Annotated in this window: 11 protein-coding genes; all 11 read right to left on the bottom strand. The window is 69.6% G+C overall.

Features of this window, described 5'->3' with window-relative positions; translation table 11 throughout:
* Positions 1 to 85 precede the first annotated feature (85 nt).
* On the bottom strand, positions 86 to 340 hold the full coding sequence (rpoZ, locus tag RWQ91_RS02250; protein ID WP_292826929.1) for a DNA-directed RNA polymerase subunit omega: 255 nt from the start codon (positions 338 to 340) through the stop codon (positions 86 to 88).
* Positions 341 to 408: 68 nt separating this feature from the next.
* Positions 409 to 1,314: a guanylate kinase gene (gmk, locus tag RWQ91_RS02245; protein WP_314502394.1), complete on the bottom strand. Its 906-nt coding sequence runs from the start codon at positions 1,312 to 1,314 to the stop codon at positions 409 to 411.
* Positions 1,307 to 2,155, bottom strand: coding sequence for an orotidine-5'-phosphate decarboxylase (pyrF, locus tag RWQ91_RS02240; protein ID WP_314502393.1), 849 nt, complete (start codon positions 2,153 to 2,155; stop codon positions 1,307 to 1,309). Before pyrF ends, gmk begins: the two co-directional genes overlap by 8 nt.
* Complete coding sequence (gene carB / locus RWQ91_RS02235) at positions 2,152 to 5,439, bottom strand: carbamoyl-phosphate synthase large subunit (protein ID WP_314502392.1); 3,288 nt, start codon at positions 5,437 to 5,439, stop codon at positions 2,152 to 2,154. The genes pyrF and carB overlap by 4 nt, the downstream gene beginning before the upstream one ends.
* Positions 5,432 to 6,586, bottom strand: coding sequence for a glutamine-hydrolyzing carbamoyl-phosphate synthase small subunit (gene carA / locus RWQ91_RS02230; RefSeq protein ID WP_314502390.1), 1,155 nt, complete (start codon positions 6,584 to 6,586; stop codon positions 5,432 to 5,434). Before carA ends, carB begins: the two co-directional genes overlap by 8 nt.
* Positions 6,583 to 7,101 (bottom strand): hypothetical protein, encoded by a 519-nt coding sequence (locus RWQ91_RS02225; RefSeq protein ID WP_314502388.1) that lies wholly within the window; start codon positions 7,099 to 7,101, stop codon positions 6,583 to 6,585. Before RWQ91_RS02225 ends, carA begins: the two co-directional genes overlap by 4 nt.
* The gene (locus RWQ91_RS02220) at positions 7,098 to 8,411 is read right to left on the bottom strand and encodes a dihydroorotase (protein ID WP_314502386.1); all 1,314 of its coding nucleotides are present in this window, start codon (positions 8,409 to 8,411) and stop codon (positions 7,098 to 7,100) included. Before RWQ91_RS02220 ends, RWQ91_RS02225 begins: the two co-directional genes overlap by 4 nt.
* Positions 8,408 to 9,385, bottom strand: a complete 978-nt coding sequence (locus RWQ91_RS02215) for an aspartate carbamoyltransferase catalytic subunit (RefSeq protein ID WP_314502384.1) — start codon at positions 9,383 to 9,385, stop codon at positions 8,408 to 8,410. The genes RWQ91_RS02220 and RWQ91_RS02215 overlap by 4 nt, the downstream gene beginning before the upstream one ends.
* The gene (gene pyrR / locus RWQ91_RS02210; RefSeq protein WP_314502382.1) at positions 9,382 to 9,921 is read right to left on the bottom strand and encodes a bifunctional pyr operon transcriptional regulator/uracil phosphoribosyltransferase PyrR; all 540 of its coding nucleotides are present in this window, start codon (positions 9,919 to 9,921) and stop codon (positions 9,382 to 9,384) included. Before pyrR ends, RWQ91_RS02215 begins: the two co-directional genes overlap by 4 nt.
* A 65-nt stretch (positions 9,922 to 9,986) precedes the next feature.
* Positions 9,987 to 11,570, bottom strand: a complete 1,584-nt coding sequence (locus tag RWQ91_RS02205; RefSeq protein ID WP_314502380.1) for a Rieske 2Fe-2S domain-containing protein — start codon at positions 11,568 to 11,570, stop codon at positions 9,987 to 9,989.
* 81 nt (positions 11,571 to 11,651) lie between these two features.
* Positions 11,652 to 14,600 carry a DEAD/DEAH box helicase gene (locus RWQ91_RS02200; RefSeq protein ID WP_314502378.1) on the bottom strand — a complete coding sequence of 983 codons (2,949 nt, stop codon included), beginning with the start codon at positions 14,598 to 14,600 and terminating at the stop codon, positions 11,652 to 11,654.
* Positions 14,601 to 14,614: the final 14 nt, after the last annotated feature.

Here is a 14,614-nt window from a genome sequence, read left to right as displayed (position 1 = left end):
AGGCACAAGTATGCCCGCCCCGGCCGACAGGGCCGAGACGGGCGCCTCGCAGGGTCACGCGCGGCGCATCATGCGCCGCACGGGATCACTCGGCCGCGCGCAGGCGCAGCTTGTCCTCGTGGATCTCGTGCATCGCGATGGTGAGCGGCTTGTCCTCGACGGTCGAGTCCACGAGGGGGCCTACGTTGTCGAAGAGGTTGCCCTCGTGCAGGTCGGAGTAGTAGTCGTTGATCTGACGCGCCCGCTTGGACGCGTAGATGACGAGCTGGTACTTCGAGTCGACCTTCTCGAGCAGGCTGTCGATGGGCGGGTCGATGATTCCGTTGTTCGTTCCGGCCATGGCGAAACCTCCTGGTTTGTGGGCGACGGTTCTCGGATGAAGGGTGCGGGCCCGGCGGCGCGCAGAAATCAGCGCGCGGGCACCTTCACCAATTCTACGACTTCTTCGGCCGCAGCGGCGACATCGTCGTTCACGACCCGGAAATCGAACTCGTTCTGGGCCGCGAGCTCCTTCTTCGCGGTCCGCAGCCGGCGGGCTCTCTCCTCGTCGCCCTCCGTGCCCCGGCCCACCAGGCGCTGCACGAGCTCGTCCCAGCTGGGCGGAAGCAGGAAGACGAGCGTCGCGGACGGCTCTGCGGCGCGCACCTGGCGCGCGCCCTGCAGATCGATCTCGAGCAGCACCGTCCGACCCGCCCGGAGTGCCTCCTCGATCGGGCCGCGCGGAGTCCCGTAGCGGTGGGTGTTGTGCACCGTCGCGTGCTCGAGCAGCTCGCCGTCAGCGATCAGCCTGTCGAACTCGGCGTCATCGACGAAGAAGTAGTGCTCTCCGTCCACCTCGGTCGGGCGTGCAGGCCGGGTCGTCGCGGAGATCGAGAGCAGGATCTCCGGGTGGTGCTCCTTGATGTGCGCGGCGACCGTGCCCTTGCCGACCGCGGTCGGACCGGCCAGCACCACGAGTCTGCTGCGGCCCTCACGGGCACCCTGCTCGGGCCACCGGGAGTCCAGGAAGGCACCCAGAGCGCGGCGCTGACGGGCGCCGAGCCCGCCGATCCGCTTGACCGGGGAGATCTGCAGCTCGGCGAGGATCCGCTCCCGCTTGCCCTCGCCGATCGCCGGCAGGCTGGTGAGGAACTCCGTCACGCGCATGGTGCCGGCCGGTGACGAGGGGTCGGCGAGGGCCCGGCGCACGAGTTCCTGGGGCGTGATCACGCGCATCGCGACGTCGCGCTTGAGCGAGGCGCGCGCCCGGCGCGCGGCGACGGCGCGTCGGGATGCCGCGACGCGGTCGACATCGGGGGGTCTTTGATCAGCCATTCGAGCTCCTGTATTCCTGGACCCGGGTCGAGATCGCGGCGGCGAGCCCGTCGGGACCCGCGGCCAGCAGGCTGCGACTCTCCGAGGCGATCACGAGCGGGGCGGCGGCGCCGAACCGCTTTCGCAGATCTTCGGGCCCCGCCCCCTGGTGTCCGAAGCCCGGCCCCAGGATCGGTGCCGGCGGCTCGAACGGCGCGAGTCCGGCATCCGTCCAATCGACCGTCGAGCCGACCACGAAGCCGATGCTGCCCCACGATCCTTCCGGCGCCGTTCGGGCGTTGTGCGCGGAGACCTCGGCGACGATGCCGCCGGACACGGTCTGCGAATCAGGGAGCCTCGCGCGCTGTGCGGCGAAGGCATCCGGGTTGCTGGTGGCGGCGAGCACGAGAACGCCCTTCCCGGAATCCTCGGCGAGCCGGAAAGTGCCCTCGAGGGTTCCGATGCCCAGGAACGGGTTCACGGTCATCGCGTCAGCCTCCAGCGGCGCGCCCGGCGTGAGCCATGCCTGGGCGTACGCGTCCATCGTGGTTCCGATGTCTCCGCGCTTGGCGTCGGCGATGACGATCAGACCGGCTTCGCGCGCCACGGCCATCACCTGCTCGAGGGCGATGAATCCGGCGGCTCCGTAGCGCTCGAAGAAGGAGACCTGCGGCTTGACGATCCCCACCCGCCCGGCCGCGGCATGCACCACGCGCAGCCCGAATTCCCGTGCGCTCGCGGACGACGCGTCCAGCCCCCAGTCGGCGAGCAGGTGCGGGTGCGGGTCGATTCCGACGCACAGCGGCCCGAACTCGGCGAGCGCGGCGCGGACCCGGTCCCCGAAGCCGTGCGACGCCGTCACAGAGCCGCCGCCCGGTCGGCCGCGTACTCCTGCAGGCTCTTGACGTCGTAGCCGGCGCGCACGGCGTCCATCGCGCTCACGGCAGCGCCGAGGACGGCGATCGTGGTGAACAGGGCCTTGTCCGCCGTGACGGCGGCGGCGCGGATCTCGTATCCGTCGGCGCGCGCCGAGCGACCGCTCGGAGTGTTCACGACGATGTCGATCTCGCCGGCGTTGATCAGGTCGACGATGTTGCGCTCGCCCGATTCCTGCGTCTCGCTGTACTTGTTCACGACCTCGACCGCGATGCCGTTGCGCGCCAGGATCTCGGCCGTCCCCTCGGTGGCGACCAGGGTGAAGCCGAGTTCCTGCAGGCGGTGAGCGGGAAGGATCACGGCGCGCTTGTCGCTGTCGGCGACGGAGATGAACACCGTGCCCGACAGGGGCATGCCGCCGTACGCCGCCTCCTGGCTCTTGGCGAACGCACGCGGGAAGTCGCGGTCGATGCCCATCACCTCGCCGGTCGAGCGCATCTCGGGGCCGAGGACGGAGTCGACGGTCTGCCCGTCCTTGGTGCGGAAGCGCTTGAAGGGCAGGACCGCCTCCTTCACCGACACCGGCGAGTCCAGCGGCACGCGCGAGCCGTCGATGAGCGGGAGCAGCCCCTCCGCCTTGAGCTCGGCGATGGAGGTGCCGGTCATGACGCGCGCGGCGGCCTTGGCGAGCGGGATCCCCAGCGCCTTCGACACGAAGGGCACCGTGCGGCTCGCCCGCGGGTTCGCCTCGATCACGTGCAGCACGCCGGCGCTGATCGCGAACTGCACGTTGAGCAGTCCCCGCACGCCCACGCCCTCGGCGATCGCGAGGGTCGCGATGCGCACCCTGTCGATCTCGGAGCGGCCGAGCGAGACGGGCGGAAGGGTGCAGGCAGAGTCTCCCGAGTGGATGCCGGCCTCTTCGATGTGCTCCATCACGCCGCCGATGTACAGCTCGGTGCCGTCGTAGAGCGCGTCGACGTCGATCTCGATCGCGTCATCGAGGAAGCGGTCCACGAGCAGCGGCATGCCCGGCCCGACGATGACCTCGCCCGCGGTGCGGACGAAGTAGTCGTGCAGGCTCGGGGTGTCGTAGACGATCTCCATGCCGCGGCCGCCGAGCACGAAGCTCGGGCGCACGAGCACCGGATAGCCGATGTCCTCCGCGACCGTGACGGCGCCGTCGGGATCGGTCGCCGTGCCGTGACGCGGGGCGATCAGGCCGGCGGCGTCCAGGATGTCGCTGAAGAGCTGGCGCTCCTCGGCGAGGTCGATCGCCTCGGGGCTGGTCCCCAGGATGCGGTAGCCGGCGTCCTGGATGCCCTTGGCGAGCCCCAGCGGAGTCTGGCCGCCGAGCTGGCAGATGACGCCGAGGATCTCCCCGGACTGGGCCTCGGCGTGCAGGACCTCCAGGACGTCCTCGAGTGTCAGCGGCTCGAAGTACAGCCGGTCGCTCGTGTCGTAGTCGGTCGAGACCGTCTCGGGGTTGCAGTTGACCATCACGGTCTCGTAGCCGGCAGCCGAGAGCGCGAACGAGGCGTGCACGCACGAGTAGTCGAACTCGACGCCCTGCCCGATGCGGTTGGGACCCGAGCCGATGATGACGACCTTCGTGCGCTCGGACGGCGCGACCTCGGTCTCGAAGTCGTAGCTGGAGTAGTGGTACGGCGTGAGGGCGGGGAACTCTCCCGCGCACGTGTCGACGGTCTTGTAGACCGGTCGGATGCCCAGCGCGTGCCGGATGCCCCGCACGGACGGCTCGGTGTCGTGTCGCAGCTGCGCGATCTGGGTGTCGCTGAAGCCGTGCTCCTTCGCGAGGCGCAGGGTGCCGGCATCCAGCTCGCCGGCGGCCGCGACATGCTCGGCGACCTCGTTGATCAGCACGATCTGGTCGAGGAACCACGGGTCGATGCCCGTCGCGTCGAACAGCTGGGCGACGGTGCCGCCCTTGCGCAGGGCCTGCTGCACCACCACGATGCGTCCGTCCGTGGGCACCGAGGCGATGCCGACGAGGTCCTCGAGCGAGCGGGGCTCGTCGCCCCAGTGGAAACTCGATCCGCGCTTCTCCAGTGAGCGGAGCGCCTTCTGCAGCGCGGTCGCGTAGTTGCGACCGATCGCCATGGCTTCGCCGACCGACTTCATGGTCGTCGTCAGGGTCGTGTCGGCGGCGGGGAACTTCTCGAAGTTGAACCGGGGCACCTTGACGACGACGTAATCCAGGGTCGGCTCGAAGCTCGCCGGGGTGACCTTCGTGATGTCGTTCGGGATCTCGTCGAGCCGGTACCCGATCGCGAGCTTCGCCGCGATCTTGGCGATCGGGAAGCCGGTCGCCTTGGAGGCGAGCGCGGAGGACCGCGAGACCCGCGGGTTCATCTCGATCACGATGATGCGCCCGGTGGCGGGATCGACGGCGAACTGGATGTTGCAGCCGCCGGTGTCCACGCCGACCGCGCGGATGATGTCGATGCCGATGTCGCGCAGCTTCTGGTACTCGCGGTCGGTGAGGGTGAGCGCCGGGGCGACCGTGATCGAATCGCCCGTGTGCACGCCCACCGGGTCGACGTTCTCGATGGAGCACACGACCACCGTGTTGTCGGCAGTGTCGCGCATGAGTTCGAGCTCGTATTCCTTCCACCCGAGGATCGACTCCTCCAGCAGCACCTCGGTGGTCGGCGAGTCGCGAAGACCGGCGCCGGCGATGCGGCGCAGATCCCGCTCGTCGTACGCGAATCCCGAACCGAGGCCGCCCATCGTGAAGGACGGTCGCACGACGAGCGGGTATCCCAGTTCGTCGGCGGCGGCGAGCACCTCCTCCATGGTGTGCGCGATGCGGGATGCCGCGACATCGGCACCGGAATCCAGGACGAGCTGCTTGAAGATCTGCCGATCCTCGCCCTTGTTGATCGCCTCGAAGTTCGCGCCGATCAGCTCGACGTCGTATTTCTCGAGGATGCCGTGATTGTGCAGCGCGATGGCGGCGTTCAGGGCCGTCTGCCCGCCGAGCGTCGGCAGGATCGCATCCGGGCGCTCCTTGGCGATGATCGTCTCGATGACCTGCCAGGTGATCGGCTCGATGTAGGTCGCGTCGGCGAAGTCGGGGTCGGTCATGATCGTGGCCGGGTTGGAGTTGACCAGGATGACCCGCACTCCCTCTTCGCGCAGCACGCGGCAGGCCTGCGTTCCGGAGTAGTCGAACTCGCACGCCTGGCCGATCACGATCGGGCCGGAGCCGATCACCAGGACGCTCTTGATGTCGTCGCGCTTAGGCATTCGGGTCCTTCTGAAGGTGGTCGCGGACGAGGTCGGCGAACCGGTCGAAGAGGTAGTTGGCGTCGTGCGGTCCCGCGGCGGCCTCGGGGTGGTACTGCACCGAGAAGGCGGGGATGTCCAGGGCTCGCAGCCCTTCCACGACGTCGTCGTTCAGGCCCACATGGCTGACTTCGACGCGTCCGTAGCCGTTGGGGCTGTCGAAGGAGCCCTCCAGCGGAGCGTCGACGGCGAAGCCGTGATTGTGGGCGGTGATCTCCACGCGCCCCGTGGTCTTGTCGAGCACCGGCTGGTTGATGCCGCGGTGGCCGAACGGCAGCTTGTAGGTGCCGAGCCCGAGGGCGCGGCCCAGCAGCTGGTTGCCGAAGCAGATCCCGAAGAACGGCAGGCCGTCATCGAGCACCGCGCGCAGCAGCCCGACGTGATCTCCCGATGCGGCGGGGTCGCCGGGTCCGTTGGAGTAGAACACCGCAACCGGGTCGATGGCGCGCAGCTGCTCGATCGTGACGTCCTGCGGCAGCACGTGCACCTCGAAGCCCCGCTCGGCGAGATTGAGGATCGTCGCCTGCTTCACGCCCAGGTCGAGGACTGCGAGGTTGCCGATCCGCTCCCCCACCGCCGGTGTGACCTCGGCGGTGGCGACCGAGACCGCGGCCGAGAGGTTCTGTCCGGCCATCTGCGGGGCGGCCTGCACGATCGCGAGCTGCTCGTCGGCGCTCAGAGCGGCGGCATCCCCGGAGAAGATCCCGCCGCGCATGCTGCCGGCGGAGCGGATGCGGCGGGTGACCGCCCGCGTGTCGATGCCGCTGATGCCGATCACGTGGTCGGCGGTCAGGGCGTCGTCGAGCGACTCGTCGGCGCGCCAGTTCGACACGACGCGCGAGGGGTCGCGCACGATGTATCCGGACACCCAGATGCGTCGCGACTCGGGGTCTTCGGCGTTCATGCCGGTGTTGCCGATGTGCGGAGCGGTCTGCAGCACGATCTGTCCGGCGTACGACGGATCGGTCAGGGTCTCCTGATAGCCGGTCATGCCGGTCGCGAAGACCACTTCGCCGAGGGTCGTGCCGCGGGCGCCGTAGGCGCGCCCGACGTGGCGGGTGCCGTCCTCGAGCACGAGGACCGCGGGGTCGTGGGTGAGGAGCGTCATTCGTCCGTTCCTGTCGGTGTGAGAAGGGCGCCGATCTCGTCGGAGACGGCGCGAGCTGAGGCATCCTGGGCGCGGATGTACGAGTCCACGACGGTGCCCGGACCGCTGCCGTCGGACTCGATCCGCCACGCGATGCGCACGAGGCCGTCGCGCTCGACGACACGGTCGATCGCCACGGTCGCCTGATCGACCGCGACGATCCGGTCGGTCGGCAGGAACAAGCGCGGCTGACCGGTCAGGTCGAGTGCGACGCCGTCGCTGGTGACCGTCAGCTCCGCTCGCGAGCGGAACCCGAGGCCGCTGATGGCCAGTCGCTCGAGCGGCTCGTCGTGGCGTGTCGTGGCGACGTACAGCGCCTCGTGCGTCGCCAGGACGGTGGCCCCGGCCGGCGCCTCGCCGATCGGCGGGGTCAGGCCCGAGTCCCGCCGGGTACGACGCCACCAGGCCCAGACGAGGACCCCGATCAGCACGAGCGCGAAGGCGATCGTGACGGCGAGCGCCCCTTCGCGGGTCATGCGCGCTCCCCCGGCTGATCGAGCAGGCGCCCGTCGGCGACGGTGGGGATGCCGGCGTGCAGCGTCCAGCGCACTTCGCCCGGAAGCTCGCGGCCGAGGTACGGCGAGTTCGCACTGCGGCCGTGCAGATCGGCGGTCGAGAAGGTACGGCTCCGAGCCGGGTCGTAAAGAGTCAGGGATGCCGGCTGCCCTGCCTCCAGCGCGGTCCCGTGACCTGCGAGCCGGCCGATCCGCGCGGGCGTCCGGGACATGACGCGGGCCACGTCGCTCCAGGTCAGCATCCCCGTCTCGACCATCGCCAGCTGCACCACGCGCAGCGCACTCTCCAGGCCCACCATGCCGTTGGCGGCGGCCGGCCACTCGCACGCCTTCGCCTCGGCGGGATGCGGCGCGTGGTCGGTCGCGACGATGTCGATCGTGCCGTCGGCGAGTCCCTCGCGCACCGCCTGCACGTCTTCTTCGCGGCGCAGCGGCGGGTTGACCTTGAAATGCGCGTCGTAACCGCGGGCCAGCTCGTCGGTCAGCAGCAGGTGATGCGGGGTCACCTCGGCCGTCACGTTCACGCCGCGGCGCTTGGCCCAGCGGATGATCTCGACCGACCCGGCGGTGGACAGATGGCACACGTGCAGCCGGGAGCCGACGTGCTCGGCCAGCAGCACGTCGCGCGCGATGATGGACTCCTCGGCGACCGCGGGCCATCCGGCCAGTCCGAGCTCCGCGGAGACTGCGCCCTCGTTCATCTGGGCGCCCTCGGTCAGGCGCGGATCCTGGGCGTGCTGGGCGATCACGCCGTCGAACGCCTTCACGTACTCCAGTGCTCGCCGCATGATGAGCGGGTCCCACACGCAGAAGCCGTCGTCGCTGAAGACGCGGACGCGCGCGCGGGAGTCCGCCATCGCGCCGAGTTCGGCCAGACGCTCCCCCTTCTGCCCGACGGTGACGGCGCCGATGGGCTGCACGTGGACGAAGCCGGCGGCTTCCCCCAGAGCGAGCTCCTGCTCCACCACGCCCGCGGTGTCGGCGACAGGCGAGGTGTTGGGCATGGCGAACACCGCGGTGTACCCGCCGGCCGCGGCTGCGCGCGACCCGGTGAGGACGGTCTCGGACGCCTCGAATCCGGGTTCGCGCAGATGCGTGTGCAGGTCGACCAGGCCGGGCAGTGCGATCAGGCCGTCGGCATCGATGACGGTCGCTCCTGTCCGGCTGAGCGATGCGCCGGTGTCCACGATCAGGCCGTCCTCGAGGAGCAGATCGGCTGTCCCCGCGCCGTCCAGCTGCGCTCCGCGGATGAGGAAGGTCTCAGCAGTCATCGCGTCTCCTCCTTCTCATCGCTCCGCTGGCCGCGGCGCTCGCCCGCCAGCAGCAGGTACAGCACCGCCATCCGCACCGAGACGCCGTTCGTCACCTGCTCGAGCACGGTCGAGAGGGGCGAATCGGCGGCTTCGGCGGAGATCTCCAGGCCGCGGTTCATCGGGCCCGGATGCATGACCATGCTATCGGGGCGAAGCGAGGCGAGCCTGCGCGCGTCCAGACCCCATCGGCGGGAATACTCCCGTTCAGTGGGGAAATAGGCCGCATTCATCCGCTCGAGCTGAATCCGCAGCATCATCAGGGCGTCCGGCTCGGCGGCGATCGCCTCGTCGAGATCGAAGACGACCCGCGCCGGCCACCCTGTGACGTCGTGCGGCACCAGCGTCGGCGGCGCCACGAGCGTGACCTCGGCTCCCAGGCTGTTCAGCAGCCACACGTTGGAACGTGCGACGCGTGAGTGCAGGATGTCGCCCACGATCGTCACCGACATGCCTCCCAGATCGCGTCCGCGACTCTCGGCGCCGTATCGGCGCTTGCGGATCGTGAACGCATCCAGCAGGGCCTGCGTGGGGTGCTCGTGCGTGCCGTCTCCGGCGTTGACGACGCCGGCGGTGATCCATCCGCTGGTGGCCAGCGTGCGCGGTGCGCCCGACGCGCCGTGGCGGATGACGACGGCATCCGCCCCCATCGCCTGCAGAGTCTGCGCGGTGTCCTGCAGCGACTCGCCCTTGGAGACGCTCGAGCCCTTCGCGGAGAAATTGATGACGTCGGCGCTCAGCCGCTTCGCTGCGGCCTCGAAGGAGATCCGCGTCCGCGTGGAGTCTTCGAAGAACAGGTTCACGATCGTCTTCCCGCGCAGCGTCGGGAGCTTCTTGATCTCGCGCTGCTGGGTGTCTGCCATGTCCTCGGCGACATCGAGGATCTCGAGCGCGTCATGGCGCGTGAGGGTCTTCGTCTCGAGCAGGTGCCTCACGAGTCGGCCCCTTCGATCGTGACGAACTCCTGACCGTCGACCTCGGAGAGGCGCACATTGACGCGCTCGTCCGCCGCGCTGGGCAGATTCTTGCCGACGAAGTCAGGGCGGATGGGCAGCTCGCGGTGCCCCCGATCGATCAGCGTGGCCAGGCGCACCGCCGCGGGCCGGCCGATGTCCTGCAGGGCGTCGAGGGCGGAGCGGATGCTGCGTCCCGAGAACAGGACGTCATCGACGAGCACGACGACTCTGCCGTCGATGCCCCCGGCGGGGATGGATGTCGGCTGCGGCGACCTGGTCGGATTGCGGTGCAGATCGTCGCGGTACATCGTGACGTCGAGGGCTCCGACCGGGACGCTCGCGCCGCTGAAATCGGCGATGAGCGTGGCGATGCGGCGAGCCAGGGCGACGCCCCGAGTGGGGATGCCGAGGATGACCAGGCCGTCGGGGCCCTTGTTGGACTCCAGGATCTCGTGGGAGATCCGAGTCAGTGCCCGGGCGATGTCGGCCTCATGCAGCACGGTTCTCGTGCTCATCCGCCGCTCCCTTCTCCGCCTCACAGGACGGTGTTAAAGGTTGCTGTGGTGGTTCCAGTCTAGCCTCAGGCGATGACCGCCGACGTGCTGGTCGCCGTCGCCGTCGCATCCTGAGCGTGGTGAGCGCGGACCGGGTGCCCGTGCGATGTGAGGCACTTGCCGCTGGCCAGGTCCCACTTCCAGTCGTGCAGGCTGCAGGTCAGCACCCCGTCCTCGATGCGGCCGGTCTTGGACAGGTCGGCGCGCAGGTGCGGGCAGCGCCGCTGCACGACCCACTCCTCCAGCTGGATGTCCTCGGAGACATCCGACTGCTCGGCGTACCAGTTCTCGACGTACTCGATCCGGTCACGCGAGAGGCACTTGAGGAACGTCGTCAGCAGCTCGTTGAACTTCCCGCTGCGCCCGACCGAGAACTGCATCGACAGGAAGATGGAGTTCGACCAGTCGATCTCGCGGTCCCGGATGTTCGTCGAGACCAGGTTGGCGGGGATCGTGTACCAGTAGATGCACTCCTCCCCCGCGTACTCGCGGACCTTCGCCTTCGGGAAGTCGACGACCATGTCCAGCTCGCCGATCCGGAACCTCACGTTGCCGCCCACGCCTTCCCGGATCGTCCGAGCCCGGCGCAGCAGCGGCTCCCACCATTCCTTGATCGCAGCCAGCATCTCCTCCGGCGGCAGCACCGGAGCGCGAGTCGCCTCCTCGGCGACGATCTCCTCCCGGCGAGCTGCCTGCTGCTCGGCGAAGTAGTCCCAGCGGTCCGGGCCGAACATCCGCTCCAGCTCGCGCTCCGAATGGAGCGTCTGCTCGACGGTCACTTCGCCGTCGTTGAGCTCGACGACCGTGCCCGAGACGAACAGGTGCCCGGTGCGCTCCGGCGACTCCTGCTGCATGCGCTCGAGGAACTGGGCCTGGCTGGTGAAGATCGCATCACCCTCCCGGCCCTCCCCGTTGTAGCGGAAGAGCTCGTCGCGCAGGAACATCGGCGGTCCCGCCATCGGGAACACGTGGGGGGCGTCGACGCGCTCGACGTAGTGCATCGCCCGCTTGTGCTGCGCTTCGCGCTTGAGGTGGGCGAAGTTGCGCTTGGCGTCCTGCGGCAGGTCGTAGACCATCGGCCACCAGATCGCACCCGAGACCTGGGTGAAGTAGGCCTCGGGTCGTGAGAACTCGAACAGGAGGTCCATGTCGAGCGGATGCGAATCGTTCTGGTTGAGGACGGACGCCGTGCCGTCGTCGATCGACAGGCTGGAGTCGCCGATCGGACCGTCGCTGGGGGCGCGCAGGGGGTTGACCATCATCTTCAGCGGTCCGCGCTCGATGATCTCACCGGCGCGGGTGTAGATGATGTTCTCGTAGCCGAGACGTCTCAGGTCCTGCTCGAGCTCGTCGGTCGGGTAGTCGGGGAGCAGGACCTCGATGTCCTTGGGGACGTGGGTCTGCAGCAGCCACGGATCGAAGTGATCGCGGTGGCGGTGGCTGACGTACAGGAAGTCGGCCTTGCCGAACCGCTCCCAATCCAGCGCACGGTTGTCGGGGAACGGGAACCACGAGCCGAAGAACGCCGGCTTGACCCACGGGTCGCACAGGATGCTGCCGCCCGCCGTCTCGATGAACATTCCGGCATGGCCGAGCCCCGTGATGCGCATGGATTCCTCCCGTGTCGAACAGCTCTCGAGTCTACGCGGAGCGTGTGCGCAGGGCCGGGCGCGGCGCCGCTGCCGGCCGGCTCATTCCTCGAGCAGGGCGCGGATGTCGTCGGCTTTCAGGGACTGCGCGAAAAGAGCGTCCTCATCCAGAACCGACCGGAACAGCCGCGCCTTGCGGCGCTGCAGGGCCATGACCTTCTCTTCGATCGTGCCGGCGGCGATCATCCGGTACACCATGACCCGGCGGGTCTGTCCGATCCGGTGCGTCCTGTCGACCGCCTGCTCCTCGGCGGCCGGATTCCACCACGGGTCCATCAGGAAGACGTAGTCGGCCTCGGTGAGGGTCAGGCCGAATCCCCCGGCCTTCAGGCTGATGAGGAAGACCGGCGCCGTCCCCGAGCGGAACTGCTCGATCACCTCCTCGCGGCGTCGGGTCGATCCGTCGAGGGAGGAGTAAGCGATGCCGGCGGCATCCAATCGATCCGAGACGAGTGTCAGGAACGAGGTGAACTGGCTGAAGACGATCGTGCGGTGGCCTTCGGCGACGATCTCGCGCAGACGCGTGAGCAGCTCGTCGAGTTTGCTCGAGGGGATGCCGGCGTCCTCGGCATCGATCAGCGCAGGGGTGAGGCTGAGCATGCGCAGCAGCGTGAGCGAGCGGAAGACGATGAAGCGGTTGCGGTCGAGGTCCTCCAGCAGGCCCAGCACCTTCTGCCGCTCCCGCTGCAGGACGGTGTCGTACAGCGCGCGATGGGCGGGCGCCAGTTCGACCAGCAGCTCCTGCTCCTGCTTCGGCGGAAGATCGGGCGCGACGAGTTCTTTGGTGCGGCGCAGCACGAGCGGGCGGATGCGCCGCCGAAGGCGGGCCAGACGCGCGGCACGGTACGCTCCACCCTCGGCGTTCTCGGGCACCTTGCCGAGCTCGATCGGCTGCACGTACTGCTCCCGGAAGCGCCGCGCGGACGGGAACAGACCCGGGGCGGTCAGCGAGAGCAGCGCCCACAGCTCGGTGAGGCTGTTCTCGAGCGGTGTGCCGGTGATTGCGAACGTCATGGGCGCTCGCAGGTCGCGCACGGCGCGGTGGAGCTTCGTGGCGGCGTTCTTGACGAACTGCGCCTCATCGAGCACGACGGCGGCCCATTCGACTTCGCCGAACACCGCCGCGTCGAGGCGAGCGAGCGTGTACGACGTGATCACCAGATCGGCGGATGCCGCCACCTCGCTGAGGGCGAGGCCGCTCTTGCGGCGCGTCGCATCGACCGTCCGCACCCGCAGCCCGGGTGCGAACCGCGCCGCCTCGGCGCGCCACACCGACATCACCGACGTCGGCGCGACGACCAGGAAGGGTCTGCGCTCGCCCTGCTCGCGCGCGTGGAGGAGCAGCGCCAGCATCTGCAGCGTCTTTCCCAAGCCCATGTCGTCGGCGAGGATGCCGCCGAGTCGATGACGCCAGAGGAAGGCGAGCCAGTCGAAGCCGGCGCGCTGGTACGGCCGCAGTTCGCCCGCCAGTCCCGCCGGAACGGACGTCGACTCGATCCGGTCGACGTCGCGAAGGCCCTCCGCGGTGGCTCTCCAGGACACGGCCGGAGCCGCCTGGTCGGCCAGGTCCTCGAAATCGGCCCAGAGGTCGACCTGATGCCGGCTGATGCGCGGCGTGGTCTCCCATTCGCTCAGGCTCGCCGCCTCATCCAGCAGCTCCCGCAGCCTGTCCAGTGCCGGGTGGGCGAGGGAGAAATACGCCCCGTCGGCCAGCAGCAGCTTGGTGCGCCGTCGCGTCAGAGCCGTGAGCAGGGGCGCGAACGGGATGCGTCGTCCATCGATCGTCACGATCACGCCGAGGTCGAACCAGTCGGGGTCGGTGCTCTCCACCGTGCTGACGGTGATCTCCGGATCGCCGGTCAGCTCGGCGTACTGTCGCTGGGCGCCGGTGCGGGCGATGCGCACGCCGACGACGGCCTCCAGGGCGGGAAGGGTGTCGGCCGCGAACTGCGCCGCCTCGATTCCGCGCAGCGTGTGCGGTGCCGGCGGGACCGTCGTCCCCGACGCCCGCCACGCGGCCTCGACACGGCCGAGCAGCTCGGCCTCCGCGCGGCGATCGCGCTCAGGGCCGGCATCCGCGTCCAGGGGGAATCCGCCCAGCAGGTCGTACTCCCACTCGAGGCGCACGTCGATCGTGTGCTCCGGGCGGAAGAGGACGTGGATCACCAGGGTCGGCGCGCCGACCGCCGGAATCTGCAGCCCGCCACGCGGGATGACCTCGAGCTGCCGGGCGATGCGCGGGAGGTGCGCGCGGACGAATTCGCCGGCTTCTGCGGCAGGAACCGGGATGCCGCCCGGAGCCGCGAGCAGAGCCCGCGCCTGCAGGCCCAGCGGCAGGGGTGCCAGGCGCAGCGTGATCAGGCCCGGCTCGACCGCGAACACGTAGATTCCCGTGTGGGCGACCGGGCGCGCCGATGCCACCTCGACGGGTTCGCGCTCGACGCTGATCCGCGCCCGCAGGAGCACGGCGCCGTCCGGCTGGGATTCGGCGACCATCGACAGCGCCGCCGTCGTCGCCAGAGAGACGGCGAGCTGAGCGGTGGTTCCCACGAGGGGCACATCGCGGGCGGCGGCGAGGGCGAGATGGGTCCACAGCAGCGACGAGGAGACGGTGTCGAGGGTGATCCACTCGGACGCGTCGGTGAACGGGCCGATGCTGCGGATCTCGCGCGAGATGCTGTGCAGCTCGGCGAACCAGCGCGCCTGATCGGGATCGTAGGGACCGCCCGGCCGGCGGAGTGCCTCCCACGAGACGTCGCCCTTGACCCACCGTCCGGTGGAGGCGCTGCGCATGAGGGGTCGAAGCCCCACCATGAGCTGATCCGTCCGAGCGGTGAGTGCGCGGGGGGTCACGGTCACGGCGCGACGGGGCTGCCAGGCATTGGCCGCGTTGCTCTGCAGCCGACGCAGCTCGACGCCGAGCGCCAGTCGGACGGGCGCGGGATCCGGGGGCGGCGCCGCGAGCAGGTCTCTCCAGGAAGGCGCCGGCACGAGTCCATCCTCAC

Source organism: uncultured Microbacterium sp., assembly GCF_963524805.1.
In the GTDB taxonomy this organism is placed as follows: Bacteria; Actinomycetota; Actinomycetes; order Actinomycetales; family Microbacteriaceae; genus Microbacterium.
The sequence above is the reverse complement of the archived record's forward strand: the minus strand, read 5'-3'. Positions and strand labels throughout refer to the sequence as shown.

Coding starts and splice junctions, on each gene's coding strand:
- rpoZ (WP_292826929.1), bottom strand. CDS start 340: ATGGCCGGAACGAACAACGGAATCATCGACCCGCCCATCGACAGCCTG.
- gmk (WP_314502394.1), bottom strand. CDS start 1,314: ATGGCTGATCAAAGACCCCCCGATGTCGACCGCGTCGCGGCATCCCGA.
- carB (WP_314502392.1), bottom strand. CDS start 5,439: ATGCCTAAGCGCGACGACATCAAGAGCGTCCTGGTGATCGGCTCCGGC.
- carA (WP_314502390.1), bottom strand. CDS start 6,586: ATGACGCTCCTCACCCACGACCCCGCGGTCCTCGTGCTCGAGGACGGC.
- RWQ91_RS02225 (WP_314502388.1), bottom strand. CDS start 7,101: ATGACCCGCGAAGGGGCGCTCGCCGTCACGATCGCCTTCGCGCTCGTG.
- RWQ91_RS02220 (WP_314502386.1), bottom strand. CDS start 8,411: ATGACTGCTGAGACCTTCCTCATCCGCGGAGCGCAGCTGGACGGCGCG.
- pyrR (WP_314502382.1), bottom strand. CDS start 9,921: ATGAGCACGAGAACCGTGCTGCATGAGGCCGACATCGCCCGGGCACTG.
- RWQ91_RS02205 (WP_314502380.1), bottom strand. CDS start 11,570: ATGCGCATCACGGGGCTCGGCCATGCCGGAATGTTCATCGAGACGGCG.